Source organism: Parapedobacter sp. (assembly GCF_053550995.1).
The window spans coordinates 1-13,496 of sequence record NZ_JBMQOC010000134.1 but is presented as its reverse complement, the minus strand read 5'-3'; the positions used below and the strand labels follow the sequence as shown (position 1 = coordinate 13,496).

General features: G+C 51.4%; 13 protein-coding genes. 10 read left to right on the top strand and 3 right to left on the bottom strand.

Annotated features, from left to right (window positions below; translation table 11 throughout):
* The 10 genes from ACO1NT_RS18230 to ACO1NT_RS18185 all read left to right on the top strand — a co-directional run.
* The coding region (locus tag ACO1NT_RS18230) for a rubredoxin (protein ID WP_449050176.1) at window positions 1–1,459 on the top strand (1,459 nt) is incomplete at its 5' end.
* A 202-nt stretch (window positions 1,460–1,661) separates the two neighbouring features.
* Entirely contained in the window at window positions 1,662–2,093 is a 432-nt protein-coding gene (locus ACO1NT_RS18225) for a MarR family winged helix-turn-helix transcriptional regulator (RefSeq protein ID WP_449050177.1), read from the top strand.
* Between the two features lie 17 nt (window positions 2,094–2,110).
* A complete protein-coding gene (locus tag ACO1NT_RS18220) occupies window positions 2,111–4,555 on the top strand; it encodes a 3-hydroxyacyl-CoA dehydrogenase NAD-binding domain-containing protein (protein ID WP_449050175.1) in 2,445 nt (814 codons plus the stop codon).
* Between the two features lie 33 nt (window positions 4,556–4,588).
* Window positions 4,589–4,948 carry a four helix bundle protein gene (locus ACO1NT_RS18215; RefSeq protein WP_449050174.1) on the top strand — a complete coding sequence of 120 codons (360 nt, stop codon included), beginning with the start codon at window positions 4,589–4,591 and terminating at the stop codon, window positions 4,946–4,948.
* A gap of 71 nt (window positions 4,949–5,019) precedes the next feature.
* Window positions 5,020–6,195 (top strand): acetyl-CoA C-acyltransferase, encoded by a 1,176-nt coding sequence (locus ACO1NT_RS18210; protein ID WP_449050173.1) that lies wholly within the window; start codon window positions 5,020–5,022, stop codon window positions 6,193–6,195.
* Window positions 6,196–6,297: 102 nt separating this feature from the next.
* A complete protein-coding gene (locus ACO1NT_RS18205) occupies window positions 6,298–6,651 on the top strand; it encodes a four helix bundle protein (protein WP_449050172.1) in 354 nt (117 codons plus the stop codon).
* Between the two features lie 54 nt (window positions 6,652–6,705).
* On the top strand, window positions 6,706–8,496 hold the full coding sequence (locus ACO1NT_RS18200; protein WP_449050171.1) for an acyl-CoA dehydrogenase family protein: 1,791 nt from the start codon (window positions 6,706–6,708) through the stop codon (window positions 8,494–8,496).
* A gap of 202 nt (window positions 8,497–8,698) precedes the next feature.
* On the top strand, window positions 8,699–8,914 hold the full coding sequence (locus ACO1NT_RS18195) for a hypothetical protein (protein WP_449050170.1): 216 nt from the start codon (window positions 8,699–8,701) through the stop codon (window positions 8,912–8,914).
* A gap of 665 nt (window positions 8,915–9,579) precedes the next feature.
* Window positions 9,580–10,143 (top strand): RNA polymerase sigma factor, encoded by a 564-nt coding sequence (locus ACO1NT_RS18190; protein ID WP_449050169.1) that lies wholly within the window; start codon window positions 9,580–9,582, stop codon window positions 10,141–10,143.
* Entirely contained in the window at window positions 10,133–10,786 is a 654-nt protein-coding gene (locus tag ACO1NT_RS18185; protein WP_449050168.1) for a hypothetical protein, read from the top strand. The genes ACO1NT_RS18190 and ACO1NT_RS18185 overlap by 11 nt, the downstream gene beginning before the upstream one ends.
* A gap of 25 nt (window positions 10,787–10,811) precedes the next feature.
* On the opposite strand, the gene ACO1NT_RS18180 is transcribed toward ACO1NT_RS18185, so the two are convergent.
* The 3 genes from ACO1NT_RS18180 to ACO1NT_RS18170 all read right to left on the bottom strand — a co-directional run.
* A complete protein-coding gene (locus ACO1NT_RS18180) occupies window positions 10,812–11,387 on the bottom strand; it encodes a nitroreductase family protein (RefSeq protein WP_449050167.1) in 576 nt (191 codons plus the stop codon).
* A 26-nt stretch (window positions 11,388–11,413) separates the two neighbouring features.
* A complete protein-coding gene (gene pepT, locus ACO1NT_RS18175) occupies window positions 11,414–12,676 on the bottom strand; it encodes a peptidase T (RefSeq protein ID WP_449050166.1) in 1,263 nt (420 codons plus the stop codon).
* A gap of 68 nt (window positions 12,677–12,744) precedes the next feature.
* Window positions 12,745–13,496 (bottom strand): FAD-dependent oxidoreductase (locus ACO1NT_RS18170; protein WP_449050165.1); only part of this gene is annotated, 752 nt, incomplete at its 5' end.

Below are 13,496 nucleotides of genomic sequence, written 5' to 3'. Positions count from 1 at the left end.
ATCCGCACGGCAGCGTGTTAAAGTGAACCTGCCGGGAGGCTTTGCATCAATCGGCGACTTCACTACGTTGCTGACAGCCATCGAATCCGTTGGGATCCGAACGGTTAAAATCGGAACCAGGCAGCAGCTGCTGTTCGCGGCGACCCCAGGGCAGCTTGAGGAGCTGACATACGACTTTTTCAACCAGGAACTGCTGCACGAAGTAAACACCGATTATTACCCCAACATCGTCAGCTCCTATGTGTCAGACGGCATCTTTAACCAGGCCAAGTGGCTGCGGGAAGGTATTTACAAAGATATACTGGCATCTTTTGAGTTCGTGCCGAAGTTGAAGATCAATATCGTCGATGCAAACCAGTCGTTGGTGCCTTATTATACAGGCAACCTGAATTTCGTGTCGTCCGACGTGGGTAACTTCTGGTACGTTTTCATCCGGTGGCCAAAGACCAACCACGTATTCGAGTGGTCTTCGCTGGTGTACTCCATGGACATCGGCGAGGTGTGCCGGCAGTTGGAAACGATGATGCTTGATGGGGATGGCTTGCCCAAGGCAGCTGACCCCGCCCTGGGTGCAAGCCTCGAGTCGAAGGTGAAGGAGTCGATGCAATTCCATTGCCAGGAACCGGTGCAACCGTTGGCCGAGTCGGAATTCCGTTTACCTTATTACGAGGGTTTCAACCGATACGATGACAAATTTTGGCTGGGTATTTACCGGCCGGACGAAACATATGCTGTTTCCTTTCTGCTCGATGTCTGTGAAGCTTGTCGGACCTGTCGTATTGGCCAGCTGTATACCACGCCATGGCGATCGTTGATCATCAAGGATATCCGGCCGGAAGACCGGCGGGAATGGGATTATATTCTAGATAAGCATCGCGTCAATCTACGCCACGCCTCCAACGAGCTGAATTGGCAGGTCGAAGATTGGTGCGTGCCGGCCCTGAAGCTCAAGCGCTCCATCGTCCGGTATTTCGACCGGTTGAATATCAGGACCTATCGACTTTGCTTTGGCATCAAAATGGGACCAAACAGCGGTATTTGGGGGGCTATTATTTTGAAAGAGGTTGGCGAGGAAGGTAAGGGTACGTGCTTCGACGTATTGTACACCCCAGACTTCAACGCCAATTCCCGTGTGCTCGTTCCCTATAAAAAGGGGGTAGCAACGCAATCATTGCCCAAAATCCTCAAGTCGCTCTGCGATGATTTTTACGATTCGACAGTAGGTGATGGGGGTTGGACCGCAAGCGGGGCGGCCGCCCGGTTACCTGAAGAGGTTGATGGTCCACCCGTGCATGAGCGGTTCCAATGTACCCATTGCCTCAGTATTTACGACCCTGCCTACGGTGATGTACTGTCGGCGGTATTGCCCGGCTTGGATTTTAACGATTTGCCCCCAGGATATACCTGTGGACTGTGTGAGGCACCCAAGAAGGATTTCAAGCCGGTCCTGTGCCTTTAGGGCTCGTCGGATTGGCAGCATCCATATACGATGGCATACCTTTAACGATACACATAGTAAGCCCGGCATATAGCATCTCGATGGGTAGGTAGGGCGGCAGGCTGCTGCCCTATAACAAAATAGGCGACAAAAAATTTGCATTCCCAGATTATTCAACTTAAATTTGCTATGCATGCATAATAAATTGCAGGTAAGAACCGGTATGAACGACGACAATACGATAGACTATTACCTGAAGGCCGCATGGCAGTCGGCAGCAAATAAATACAACCAGATTGCTTCCCAATTCGGGATTACCCAGGCCACGGGCTATGTACTCATCAATATCCATAAGGAAGGCACACCGGTTTCGCAGATTGCCAACCTGTTGGGGGTGAAGACCACGAGTTTATCGCGCATACTGAACAACCTGGAAGGTTTGGGGTTGATTTATAGGGAGACCAACAGCGCCGATAAGCGCTCGGTGAAAGTCTTCTTGACGGAATTGGGCAATGAAAAAAGGGAACAGGCCAAAGATGTGGTGCGTAAATTCAATGCATACCTCGACCAGCACCTGTCGGACGAAGAACGGACGGCAACCATACGGACGTTGAAGCGCATCAACCAATTGGCTATACAGTATAAGCCGGAATAAGACATGAGACATCAGATATGACACATGAGACAATAGACAAAAGGCGAATCACAAAAGTGGCTGTATTGGGCTCGGGCGTAATGGGCTCGCGAATTGCCTGCCATTTTGCCAATATCGGCGTGGAAGTATTGCTGCTCGATATCGTGCCCAAAGAACTTATACCACAGGAAACGGCTAAGGGACTGACGCTGGAAAGCAAGACCGTGCGTAACCGCATCGTGAACCAGTCGCTCGAGAGCGCCATCAAAAGCAGCCCCTCGCCCGTATTCAGCAAACGCAGCGCGAAGCTGATCACGACCGGTAATTTCGACGATGACTTCGCTGCGATTGCCTCGGCCGACTGGGTCATCGAGGTAGTAGTAGAGCGGCTGGATATCAAGAAACAGGTGTTCGACAAGGTAGAGCAGTATCGGAAAGCCGGTACGCTGGTTACGTCCAATACCTCGGGTATCCCCATCCACCTCATGGCCGAAGGGCGCAGCGATGACTTCAAAGCACATTTTTGTGGTACCCACTTCTTCAACCCACCCCGGTACCTACGGTTGCTCGAAATCATACCGACACCCCGTACCAAGCCAGGGGTGGTCGATTTCCTGATGCATTATGGCGACAAGTTCTTGGGCAAAACCACGGTGCTTTGCAAGGACACGCCGGCATTCATCGGCAATCGTATTGGTGTCTACTCCATGTTGGCATTAACCCATTTGGTGGAGCAGTTGGGCCTCACGGTCGAAGAAGTGGATAAGTTTACCGGTCCGGCAATGGGCCACCCCAAATCCGCCACCTTCCGTACGGCAGATGTGGTGGGCCTCGATACACTGGTGAATGTGGCCAACGGACTGGCCGAGAATGCGCCCGATGACGAAGCCAGGGGCGTTTTCCAACTGCCCGGATACATCCGGCAGATGGTCGACAAAAAATGGCTGGGCGAGAAGAGTGGACAAGGATTCTACAAGAAGATAAAAGACGATAAGGGCAATAGCATTATCCTTGCGCTCGACCTGGAGACCCTGGAATACCGTAAGCAGGAAAAAGTAAAGGCGGCGACGTTGGAGGCTACGAAAGCGGTGGACGACATCCGCAAACGGATGAAGGTGTATGAACAGGGCGCCGATAAAGCGGGCGCATTTTTCCGCGCCATGCACTACCCGTTGTTTGAATATGTGTCCCGCCGCGTACCCGAGGTTACCGATGAGTTTTTCCGTATTGACGACGCCATGAGGGCCGGGTTCGGCTGGGAGCTGGGGCCGTTTGAGGTGTGGGATGCGCTGGGTGTGGCGGAAACGCTGGAAAAGATAAAATCCGAAGAAAAGCGGGTGCCCGGTTTCAGTGGCGAAGTGGCCGATTGGGTACGGGAGATGTTGGCCGCGGGCCACGACTCCTTCTACAAGGTAGAGAACGGCGTGCGGCACTATTATGATATCGGGAGCAAGTCGTATAAACCCATCCCCGGTACCGCGGGCTTAATCATCCTGGATAATATCCGAGGACAAAAGACAGTCTGGAAAAACAGCGGGCTGACCATCACGGACCTTGGCGATGGCATCATCAACGCGGAGTTCCATACCAAAATGAATACGATAGGGGGTGATGTAATCCAGGGATTACATAAAGCGATTGACTTGGCAGAAAAGGATTTCCGCGGACTCGTTGTGGGCAATGATGGCGCTAACTTCTCTGCTGGCGCGAATATCGGCATGATTTTCATGATGGCCGTGGAGCAGGATTACGATGAACTGAACATGGCGGTGAAGACGTTCCAAGATACCGCTATGCGGTTGCGGTACTCGGCAATTCCTGTGGTGGCTGCCCCGTTCAACCTCACGCTGGGTGGTGGCTGCGAGTTTTCCATGCATGCCGACTTCGTACAGCTCCATGCCGAAACCTATATGGGATTGGTAGAGTTCGGAGTAGGTGTCATTCCGGGAGGCGGCGGTTCCAAGGAGTTCGCCCTCCGTGCGTCGGACGAATTCAAAGAAGGGCAAATCGTACAACAGGTGCTGCGCGACCGTTTCCTGACCATCGGGCAAGCTAAGGTGTCTACCTCCGCGGTGGAAGCATTCGAACTCGGGTACCTCCAAGCCGGTAAGTACGCCATCAGCATGAACCGCAGTCGGCTATTGGCTGACGCCAAGGCAAAGGCTATCGAACTAGCCGAAGCGGGGTATACCCAACCCGTACGACGTAACGATATCACGGTGTTGGGTAGGCAGGGATTAGGCATTGTCTATGCGGGAGCCAACTCGATGCGTGCGGGAAACTATATCTCCGAGCATGACCAGCAGATATCCGAAAAGCTGGGATGGGTAATGTGCGGTGGCGACCTGTCGTCGCCAACCGAAGTGTCGGAGCAATATTTACTGGACTTGGAGCGCGAGGCATTCCTATCATTGTGCGGGGAACGGAAAACGTTGGAACGGATCCAGCACATGTTAACCAAGGGTAAACCGTTGAGGAATTGATTTTTAGACACTAGACACTAGACAATAGACGGTATGGCGGTTCATAATTTCAAGGAGTTAATTGTTTGGCAGAAGGCGATTGAACTGGCTGCAGAGGTTTACCAAGCGGTGTCAATATTTCCGCAGGAGGAGCGCTTTGGGTTAACCAGCCAAATTAAACGTGCTGTCGTATCTGTTGCTTCTAACATTGCGGAGGGCTCTGGTAGAAACTCGGATAAAGAATTTGTTCATTTTTTGGGAATAGCTAAAGGGTCGGCTTACGAGCTGTTGACTCAGCTGTTTATCGCTGATAAACTTGGTTTATTAAGATATGAAGGCGCAGCTGCACTAATGAATAATGTCGAGGAGGTGCAAAAAATGATTCACGGGTTTCAGGAAAAACTAAAAAAATAGATGATTTGCAGGCGCTGGACAGGAAGGTCTAACGTCTGATGTCTAATGTCTGTTGTCTAAAACAAAAAAACATGGAAGCATTTATAATTGCAGGATATAGAACAGCGGTTGGAAAGGCCCCAAGGGGCGTATTCCGTTTCACGCGGGCCGATGATTTAGCGGCAGATGTAATTAAGCATCTCGTGGCTTCCGTACCTAATCTAGACAAGGAGCAGATCGATGATGTGATTGTAGGGAACGCCACGCCGGAAGCGGAGCAAGGGCTCAACATCGGAAGGATGATTTCGCTGATGGGGCTGGATACGGAAAAAGTGCCGGGGGTGACGGTGAACCGCTACTGTGCGTCGGGATTGGAAACGATTGCCACGGCCGTGGCCAAGATCAAGTCGGGCATGGCGGACGCCATTATTGCAGGCGGTGTGGAGGTCATGTCGGGTATGCCATTCGGTGGATGGAAGTTAGTACCCAATCCGGAAGTGGCCAAAAACCATCCCGACTGGTACTGGGGGATGGGATTAACGGCAGAAGCCGTGGCCAAGGAATACCAGGTTAGCCGCGAGGATCAAGATGCATTTTCGCTGAAGTCGCACCAGAAAGCCCTGGCTGCCATCGCGAATGGGCACTTGAAAGATGGTGTGGTGCCGATTACCGTTAAGGAGTCCTATCTCGAAAACGGTAAAAAGATCAAAACCCGCGAATATGTGGTGGATACCGACGAAGGACCGCGGGCCGATACCAGCCTGGAAGCACTGGCTAAACTTAAACCGGTGTTTGCGGCAGGTGGTACGGTTACCGCAGGGAATTCATCACAGACATCAGACGGCGCCGCATTTGTGCTGGTGGTATCCGAGAAAAAAATGAAGGAGCTGAATGCCGAGCCGATTGCACGGCTGGTAAGCTACGGCGTAGCCGGCGTGCCGCCGCGCATCATGGGCATCGGTCCGATCTTTGCCATTCCGAAAGCATTGAAAATGGCTGGGATGAAACTCGAAGAGATGGAGCTCATCGAGCTGAACGAGGCATTTGCTGCCCAATCACTGGCCGTCGTCCGAGAGCTCGGCATCAATCAGGATATCTTAAATGTAAACGGCGGAGCCATCGCATTGGGGCATCCGCTGGGTTGCTCAGGTGCCAAGCTATCCGTGCAGCTATTCCATGAAATGAAACGCCGGAACCAACGGTACGGCATGGTAACCATGTGTGTGGGAACCGGACAGGGGGCTGCAGGGGTGTTTGAGATGCTTTGATGGATGGATGAGGAGCAAGGATTTAAGGAGTAAAGAGTAAGGATTAAGGAGTAAAGAGCAAGGATTAAGGAGCAAGGATTTAAAGATTAAGGATTCGTAGTTATGCATAATTTTAGGCAGTTGGCCATCTGGAAAGAGTCGATGAAGTTAGCCAAGGAAATATATACAGTAACTGCGGAATTTCCCGATAGCGAGAAATATGGTATCATAAGTCAAATGCGACGTTGTAGCGTATCCATACCATCCAATGTAGCGGAAGGTTCGTCGCGTAATTCTAATAAAGAGTTTTCTTATTTCTTGCGGGTGGCACTTGGATCTTCGTTTGAGTTGGAAACTCAGTTAGTTCTTGCTGGTGACTTAGGTTTCATTTCGTTAACTAATCAAACGGAATTGAGCGAACAGATTGTATTGATACAAAAGAAAATAACGAATTTTCTGAAAACATTGAATAACTAGGAAACGGAAAGGAGTCTTTTATCCTTATTCTTTTGTCCTTAATCAATTGAAAATATGGCAACTGAAACGAAAAATACCATCAAGGGAGGTGAATTTGTCATTCGGGAAACGTCTTTTGAGGAGGTGTTTATTCCGGAGGAGTTTGACGAGGAACAGGTAATGATCCGGCAAACCTGCCAGGATTTTCTGGAAGCGGAAGTCTTTCCCAACCTGGACCGCATTGATGCGCAGGAGGAGGGGCTGATGCAAAGCCTGCTTGATAAAGCGGGCGAACTGGGGTTGCTGGGAGTTTCAGTACCTGAGCAATATGGGGGCTTTGGTAAAAATTTCAACACGTCCATGCTGGTGGCTGATGTCATGGGCGCTGGGCATTCCTTTGCTGTCGCCCTTTCTGCCCATACCGGGATCGGTACGCTGCCCATCCTCTATTATGGCAACGAAGCCCAAAAAGAAAAGTATGTTCCCAAATTGGCTACGGGCGAATGGAAAGCTGCTTACTGTCTCACGGAGCCCAACTCCGGGTCCGACGCCAATTCGGGGCGGACAAGTGCTAAGCTTAATCCCGAGGGGACACACTACTTCATCAATGGCCAGAAAATGTGGATCACCAATGGGGGCTTCGCCGATGTGTTCATCGTATTTGCAAAAATCGATGACGACAAGAACCTCACGGCATTTATTGTGGAGCGGGATTTCGGTGGTATCACCATGAATCCCGAAGAACACAAGCTAGGGATCAAGGGGTCATCCACTCGCCAGTTGTTTTTCAACGACTGCCCCGTGCCCGTAGAAAATAGGCTATCTGAGCGCGAGAATGGGTTCAAGATTGCCGTCAACATCCTCAACGTGGGTCGTATCAAGCTAGGCGCGGCCACGATCGGCTCCTCGCGGAGGGTAATCCGCCAAGCCGTGAATTACGCCAATGAACGGGTGCAGTTCGGCTTGCCGATTTCCAAGTTCGGCGCGATCCGCTATAAATTAGCGGAGATGGCCGTACGGAATTACGCGGTAGAAAGTGCCGCATATCGTGCGGGCCAGCACATCGACGACACGTATGATGCCTTGGTGAAGGGTGGTATGGACGCGGCAAAAGCCAAGCTGAAGGCTACCGAGCAATTGGCCATCGAGTGCGCTATATTGAAGGTGTGGGGCTCGGAAATGCTTGATTATATAGTGGATGAAGGGGTGCAGGTATATGGTGGCATGGGTTATTCGGCCGATGCGCCGATGGAACGTGCTTACCGCGATTCGCGCATCAACCGTATTTTTGAGGGTACCAACGAAGTAAACCGCCTGCTCATCGTGGATATGCTGCTGAAACGTGCCCTCAAAGGGGAGCTTGACCTCATGGGCCCCGCGCAGGCGGTGGCTGGTGAACTGATGGCCATTCCCGACTTCGGCGAGGCGGATGATGCACCCTTCGCCTATGAGAAGAAGCTGCTTGCCAACCTCAAGAAAGCGGGATTGCTGGTGGCCGGTGCCGCCGTGCAGAAGCTAATGATGACCTTACAAAAGGAACAAGAGATATTGATGAACATTGCGGACATCATCGGGGATGTGTACCTCGCCGAATCGACACTGCTCCGGGCCGAGAAATTGGTGCGACAGCGGGGAGAGGGAGCAGTGCAACGGCAGGTAGATATGGCACGTATTTATTTGCATACCGCGATAGACCGCGTATACCTCGCTGGCAAGGAAGCGCTTCACTCCTTTGCCGAAGGCGACGAATTGAAAATGATGTTGGTCGGCATCCGGCGCTTCACAAAGGCGGAGCCCTTTAACATCAAGGAAGCCCGGCAACGGGTAGCCCAAGCATTAATTGAAGCAAATGGCTGGTGTTTCTAACGTCTGTCGAAGTTTATAGGCGCTTAACGATTCACAAACACATGAAACGGAACCGGGGCGGGGCAACTTGCCCCGGTTTTTTGTGCGTCCGTAACGGGCGATTCTGATTGCCCAATTACCGACAATGGACAGGTTCTGAATTGCACCCGTTTTGGATTTACAGCCAGAAAAGCTAGCTTTGAAAATATAAAGCGTCAAAGCTATGGAATTGATTATTGATATCGACAACATTAAGGAAGCCAAAAAGGAAAAATGGCTTTTGAGCACGTTGAAGTTAATGGGAATAAATTTCCAGACCGTGGAGAAGCGTCAAACCATAGCGGAATATAACCAAGATTTGGAAGCAGGAGACGCCGAGATTGAGCAGGGTAAATACATCACCGGAATCGACTTAAAGGCCGAAATCAAAAAATGGTAACGGTTTGGAGCCAGCGCGCCAAAAATGAACTGACTAAAACCTTCGAGTACATTTCTCAAGAGTCACCTCAGCAAGCCCGGAAGGTAGTGGACACATCGTGGATTTGACGCTGACCCTTCCGGAAAACCCTTTAAAGTATCCATTGGATAAATATAGAAAAGACAATGACGGCTCTTGGCGAGCCTTCGAGAAGTACCATTTTTGTATATCGTACAGGGTGATGGAGAAAACGATCCGTATCGTACGATTTAGACATACGAGCCGAACGCCACTTGATTATTGATGCAATCTGCCAACGCTAGTTGAATTACCAAAGTCCAGGTGTGGAATTTCCGCCCTCTTTACATCGTTATAACCTGAGTTCGATTATTATTTTCGACTCAGAAGTCTAATAGCAATCCTAGGCAAGGCGCCTTTGCGCAGCTTTATGGGGATAAAGCAAGCGGAGGCAACGCCGCATAGGGTAGCTATTGGACGAGCTTTCTTTCCTTATTCACTTTGAAAGGGCCATCTTCTTGCTGAAAACTCCTCGAAATAGCCCGCTATTCCAGCGTCGTTTTCAGTTGAACCTGACCCTTTCAAAGCGTTCTGAGTCGAAAATAATAATCGAACTCAGGTTTATAGAAAGTCCAGTATATTTCGTACGTTTGGTTAACGTATCATCGATGGCATCAGCAGTTGAAGAGCAGAAACTATTGGTCGGTTACCGGGAAACCGGTGAGCTACGGCTGTTGGGTAAGCTGTATGAGCCTTATATGCCCCTCATTTATGGATTGTGCTTTAAATATTATAAAGACGAAGCAAAGAGCGAAGATGCGGTGATGCAGATTTTCGAGTCGCTCATCGCGAAGCTGCGAGTCCATGAGGTCAGCAATTTCAAAAGTTGGTTATACACGTTGGCGCGTAACCATTGCCTCATGGATTTGCGGTCGGCCAATCGGATCAGTATCGTCGATATCGACGACCATCTTGTGGAAAGTGACGCCTTTCTGCATCAACATCATAAAGGGGAAGGAATTCCGGAGGAACAACTTGCGTTGATGGAGTCTTGTTTGGAAACGCTGAATACCGAGCAGCAGACATGTGTCCGGTTATTTTATCTTGAGCAGAAATGTTACCGGGAAGTCGCCGACATCACGGGCTACGAACTCAATAAGGTAAAGAGCCACATCCAAAACGGCAAACGCAATCTGAAAATCTGTATGGAGAAAGATAAGCATGGACAATAGTTACCACATTTTGCGTATACAACGATACCTCAACGGTGAGCTCAGCAAGGACGAAATGTATGAGCTCGAACGGGAGGCGCTTGACGACCCGTTGTTGCAAGATGCCATTGATGGCTACCGGTTACAGAAGGAGGTCAGTCACCGGCAGTTGAGCCTTTTGCAGCAGCGGCTGGCCGATCGCATTGCAGGTCAGGCGAAGGAACGCAATGCATTTTTCTTTGGGTGGCAGCGCCTTAGTGTAGCGGCCACGGCCTGTGTGCTTATGGTTCTTGTGTTGGTATTGCTGTGGATGCGCCATCAGCCGGCGCAACAATCATCCGCTGAAAAGGAGGTGCTTGTGGAGTTAACTGCTCCTGAAACACCTGCAAACGTCCGGGTGGTCGCAGCCACGGATGCCGGACTCGATGCTTATCCGGAAGGAGGGTGGGACGCATTCAATGCGTATATAAACCGGGGCCTGACGGATATTTCGCTGAAAGGAAAAACAATACTGAATTTTGATATCAATGCAGGAGGAGTGCCGACCGATATCCATGCGGTAGGTGAAACCGACGCAGGTTTGCTCTCCGAGTTACGGCGGTTACTGGTAGAAGGGCCGAAATGGAGCGGGAATAGGGGGCGGTTGGAGATCACCTACGAATAGGGTTGGTATCGGTTTTATACCGGCGCTATTCTTCCCACCGGATTTTCTCAGCCAATGGCCTGCGATTGGCGCCCCGCGGGGGCTCATCGTGGTATCCCATATAAAAGAAGCCAAGACATTCCTCATGCGCCGCCAGTTCTAAGAAGTCGCCGATATGCTTGATGGTGTCGGGACTGCTCCAATAGCCGCCGATACCGGCGGCCGAGGCGGCAAGCCACAGGTTCTGTACGGCGCATGAGGTAGCAGCGAGTTCTTCCCATTGGGGCACCGTACCGCTATATGCCACCACAATGGCCACCACCGCTCCCGACCGCAATACTTTATCGCGTGTACTCTCAAGCTTTTTCTGAAGGAACTGTTCCGGTGACGAATGTGCTTGGTAGCGTGCTGCCAGCTGGTCGGCCAACCGCACCAGTCCCTTTTCGCGGAACACGATGAACCGCCACGGCTGGGTGAGCTTGTGCGTGGGTGCCGCATGGGCACAATCCAATAGCTCGGTCAGCAGTTCCTTGGAGATAACCCGGTCGGTATAGCTGGGCGGAAAAATCGCGCGGCGATGGCTGATAACTTGTTTGATGGTCTCGAAATGAGTTGATGACATATGAATGGCGTATGATTTTCTTGCGATTAATGCCGACTTCCGGCTATTTCAACGATATGCAAAATGGTTCGAACAGCCTTTTCCATATCCTGTACGGATACCCATTCCTCTTTTCCATGGAAGGCATGCCCACCCGCGAATATGTTGGGACAGGGGAGACCCATGAAAGACAAACGTGAGCCATCCGTCCCACCGCGGATACTCCGACGGATGGGTTTCATGCCTGCCCGGCAGATAGCTTCCAAGCCGATTTCCATGATTTGCGGATAGCGGTCGAGTACCTGTTTCATGTTGCGGTACTGTTCGGCTACGGCAAACCGATAGCTGCAGCCGGGATGGCGGGATATCACCTTTTTTACGATCCCTTCCAGTTCCTGTTCGTGGCGAAGCAGGTTTTCGTCGGTAAAATCACGGACAATAAATTCGATGGTGGCCTGTTCAACCCCCCCTTTGATGGACACCGGGTGCACAAAACCCTCCCGGTTGCCGGTTGTTTCGGGCGATAGTCGGTCTTTGGGCAGCGAATCGATGACGCTGGCCGCTATTTTCAGTGCACTTTGTAGTTTGCTTTTCGCAAAACCGGGATGCACGCTGATGCCATCGATGGTGACGGTTACGCCGTCGGCCGAAAAGGTTTCATCTTCGATGGAACCTGCCGTTTCTCCGTCCATGGTGTAGGCGAAATCAGCACCCAGTTTGGCCAAGTCCACTTTGTCCACACCGCGGCCAATCTCTTCGTCGGGCGTGAATAGGATTTTGATAGTGCCGTGTTTGATTTCGGGATGTGCCATCAGCAGTTCGGCCGCGGCCATGATTTCGGCCACGCCCGCCTTATCGTCGGCCCCTAATAAGGTGGTGCCGCTGGCGGTGATGATGTCGTTGCCCAGCTGGTTTTCCAGGTCGGGGTGTTCCGTGGGCTTGATGACCACGGCGGGGTCGTCCGGTAATACCACGTTGCCACCGCGGTAATTGCGGTGCACGATGGGCTGAACACCCGTTCCCGAACAATCGGGCGCCCTGTCCATGGGGGTGCAGAAGCACACGACCGGTACGGCTTTTTCAATGTTAGCCGGAATGGTGGCGTAAACGTAACCATGTTCGTCGATATGTGCATCGGTAATGCCGATGGCCAGTAGTTCGTCAACGAGTACCCGGCCCAGGTTTTTCTGCTTCTCAGTGGATGGGCAGCTTGAGGAAGTCGGATCGGATTGCGTATCTATCTGTACGTAGTGGAGGAAGCGCTCCTCGACGCTGGATGCGGGGATGTTATTTATGATCGAATCATTCATGGTCGCGCCAAACTTAGGCAATTCTTTGCACTAGTGTCTGGTAAAAACAAAACTAGTTATCTGCTCGCCTAGTCTTTAATCATACCGACCAATTCATCGAGGTGTTGTTCGTACACGCCTCTGGGGGTCGTTTTGTGTTTGTGAGCGATCGATGCCGCCATGCCGACCACTTCGCCCATCATGCCACAGGTTCGCATGACCCGCGTGCTGCCAAAAGCAACGTGTGTAGTGCTGATGTTGCGGCCCGCCATAAAAAGGTTGGGTACGTTGCGACTATAGAAGCACCGATATGGAATGGTGTACGGCGCTACCCGGATATGTTTCGTGCCGGCAAAAAATTCCTCGCCCGGAAAATACAGGCTGTTCTTCTCGTTCGGGAAATGCAAGTCAATTGTCCATGTGGCGGTTACCGTAGCATCGGGATACATCTTACCCTCCTGTACGTCCATTTGGTTAAGGATATGGTCGCCCATCAGGCGCCGTGATTCCCGTTTGCCGCCGATGTACGCCACCCAAGCCAATTCCCTTTTCCCATACTTCTCCGGTTTATTATTTTTTAGGTATGACCAGTTGCCGTATACCGCCCGCAGATTGTGGTCCCTGATTTTTTCCGCTTCCGTAATCGTATTCATGTTTCCGAAGCCCGTTTCCCACTGCCAGTCGGACCTGCCCTCGTCAATGTGATATTCGTCTGAGAATTGCAGGGCCCAGGGCGTTTCAGGGAAAGCGGACACGGTGTCTTTTTCCAGCGATGCCCAGAGGTTGGAAGTCCCCAGCGTAAAGCTGTCCGGTTTTTCCGCGGCCAGCGATTCGCCGGTTT

Excerpts from the sequence above, each read along its gene's own strand:
- ACO1NT_RS18190 (WP_449050169.1), top strand. The coding sequence starts at position 9,580 with ATGGCATCAGCAGTTGAAGAGCAGAAACTATTGGTCGGTTACCGGGAA.
- ACO1NT_RS18200 (WP_449050171.1), top strand. The coding sequence starts at position 6,706 with ATGGCAACTGAAACGAAAAATACCATCAAGGGAGGTGAATTTGTCATT.
- ACO1NT_RS18180 (WP_449050167.1), bottom strand. The coding sequence starts at position 11,387 with ATGTCATCAACTCATTTCGAGACCATCAAACAAGTTATCAGCCATCGC.
- ACO1NT_RS18225 (WP_449050177.1), top strand. The coding sequence starts at position 1,662 with ATGAACGACGACAATACGATAGACTATTACCTGAAGGCCGCATGGCAG.
- ACO1NT_RS18210 (WP_449050173.1), top strand. The coding sequence starts at position 5,020 with ATGGAAGCATTTATAATTGCAGGATATAGAACAGCGGTTGGAAAGGCC.
- ACO1NT_RS18205 (WP_449050172.1), top strand. The coding sequence starts at position 6,298 with ATGCATAATTTTAGGCAGTTGGCCATCTGGAAAGAGTCGATGAAGTTA.
- ACO1NT_RS18195 (WP_449050170.1), top strand. The coding sequence starts at position 8,699 with ATGGAATTGATTATTGATATCGACAACATTAAGGAAGCCAAAAAGGAA.
- pepT (WP_449050166.1), bottom strand. The coding sequence starts at position 12,676 with ATGAATGATTCGATCATAAATAACATCCCCGCATCCAGCGTCGAGGAG.
- ACO1NT_RS18185 (WP_449050168.1), top strand. The coding sequence starts at position 10,133 with ATGGACAATAGTTACCACATTTTGCGTATACAACGATACCTCAACGGT.
- ACO1NT_RS18215 (WP_449050174.1), top strand. The coding sequence starts at position 4,589 with ATGGCGGTTCATAATTTCAAGGAGTTAATTGTTTGGCAGAAGGCGATT.
- ACO1NT_RS18220 (WP_449050175.1), top strand. The coding sequence starts at position 2,111 with ATGACACATGAGACAATAGACAAAAGGCGAATCACAAAAGTGGCTGTA.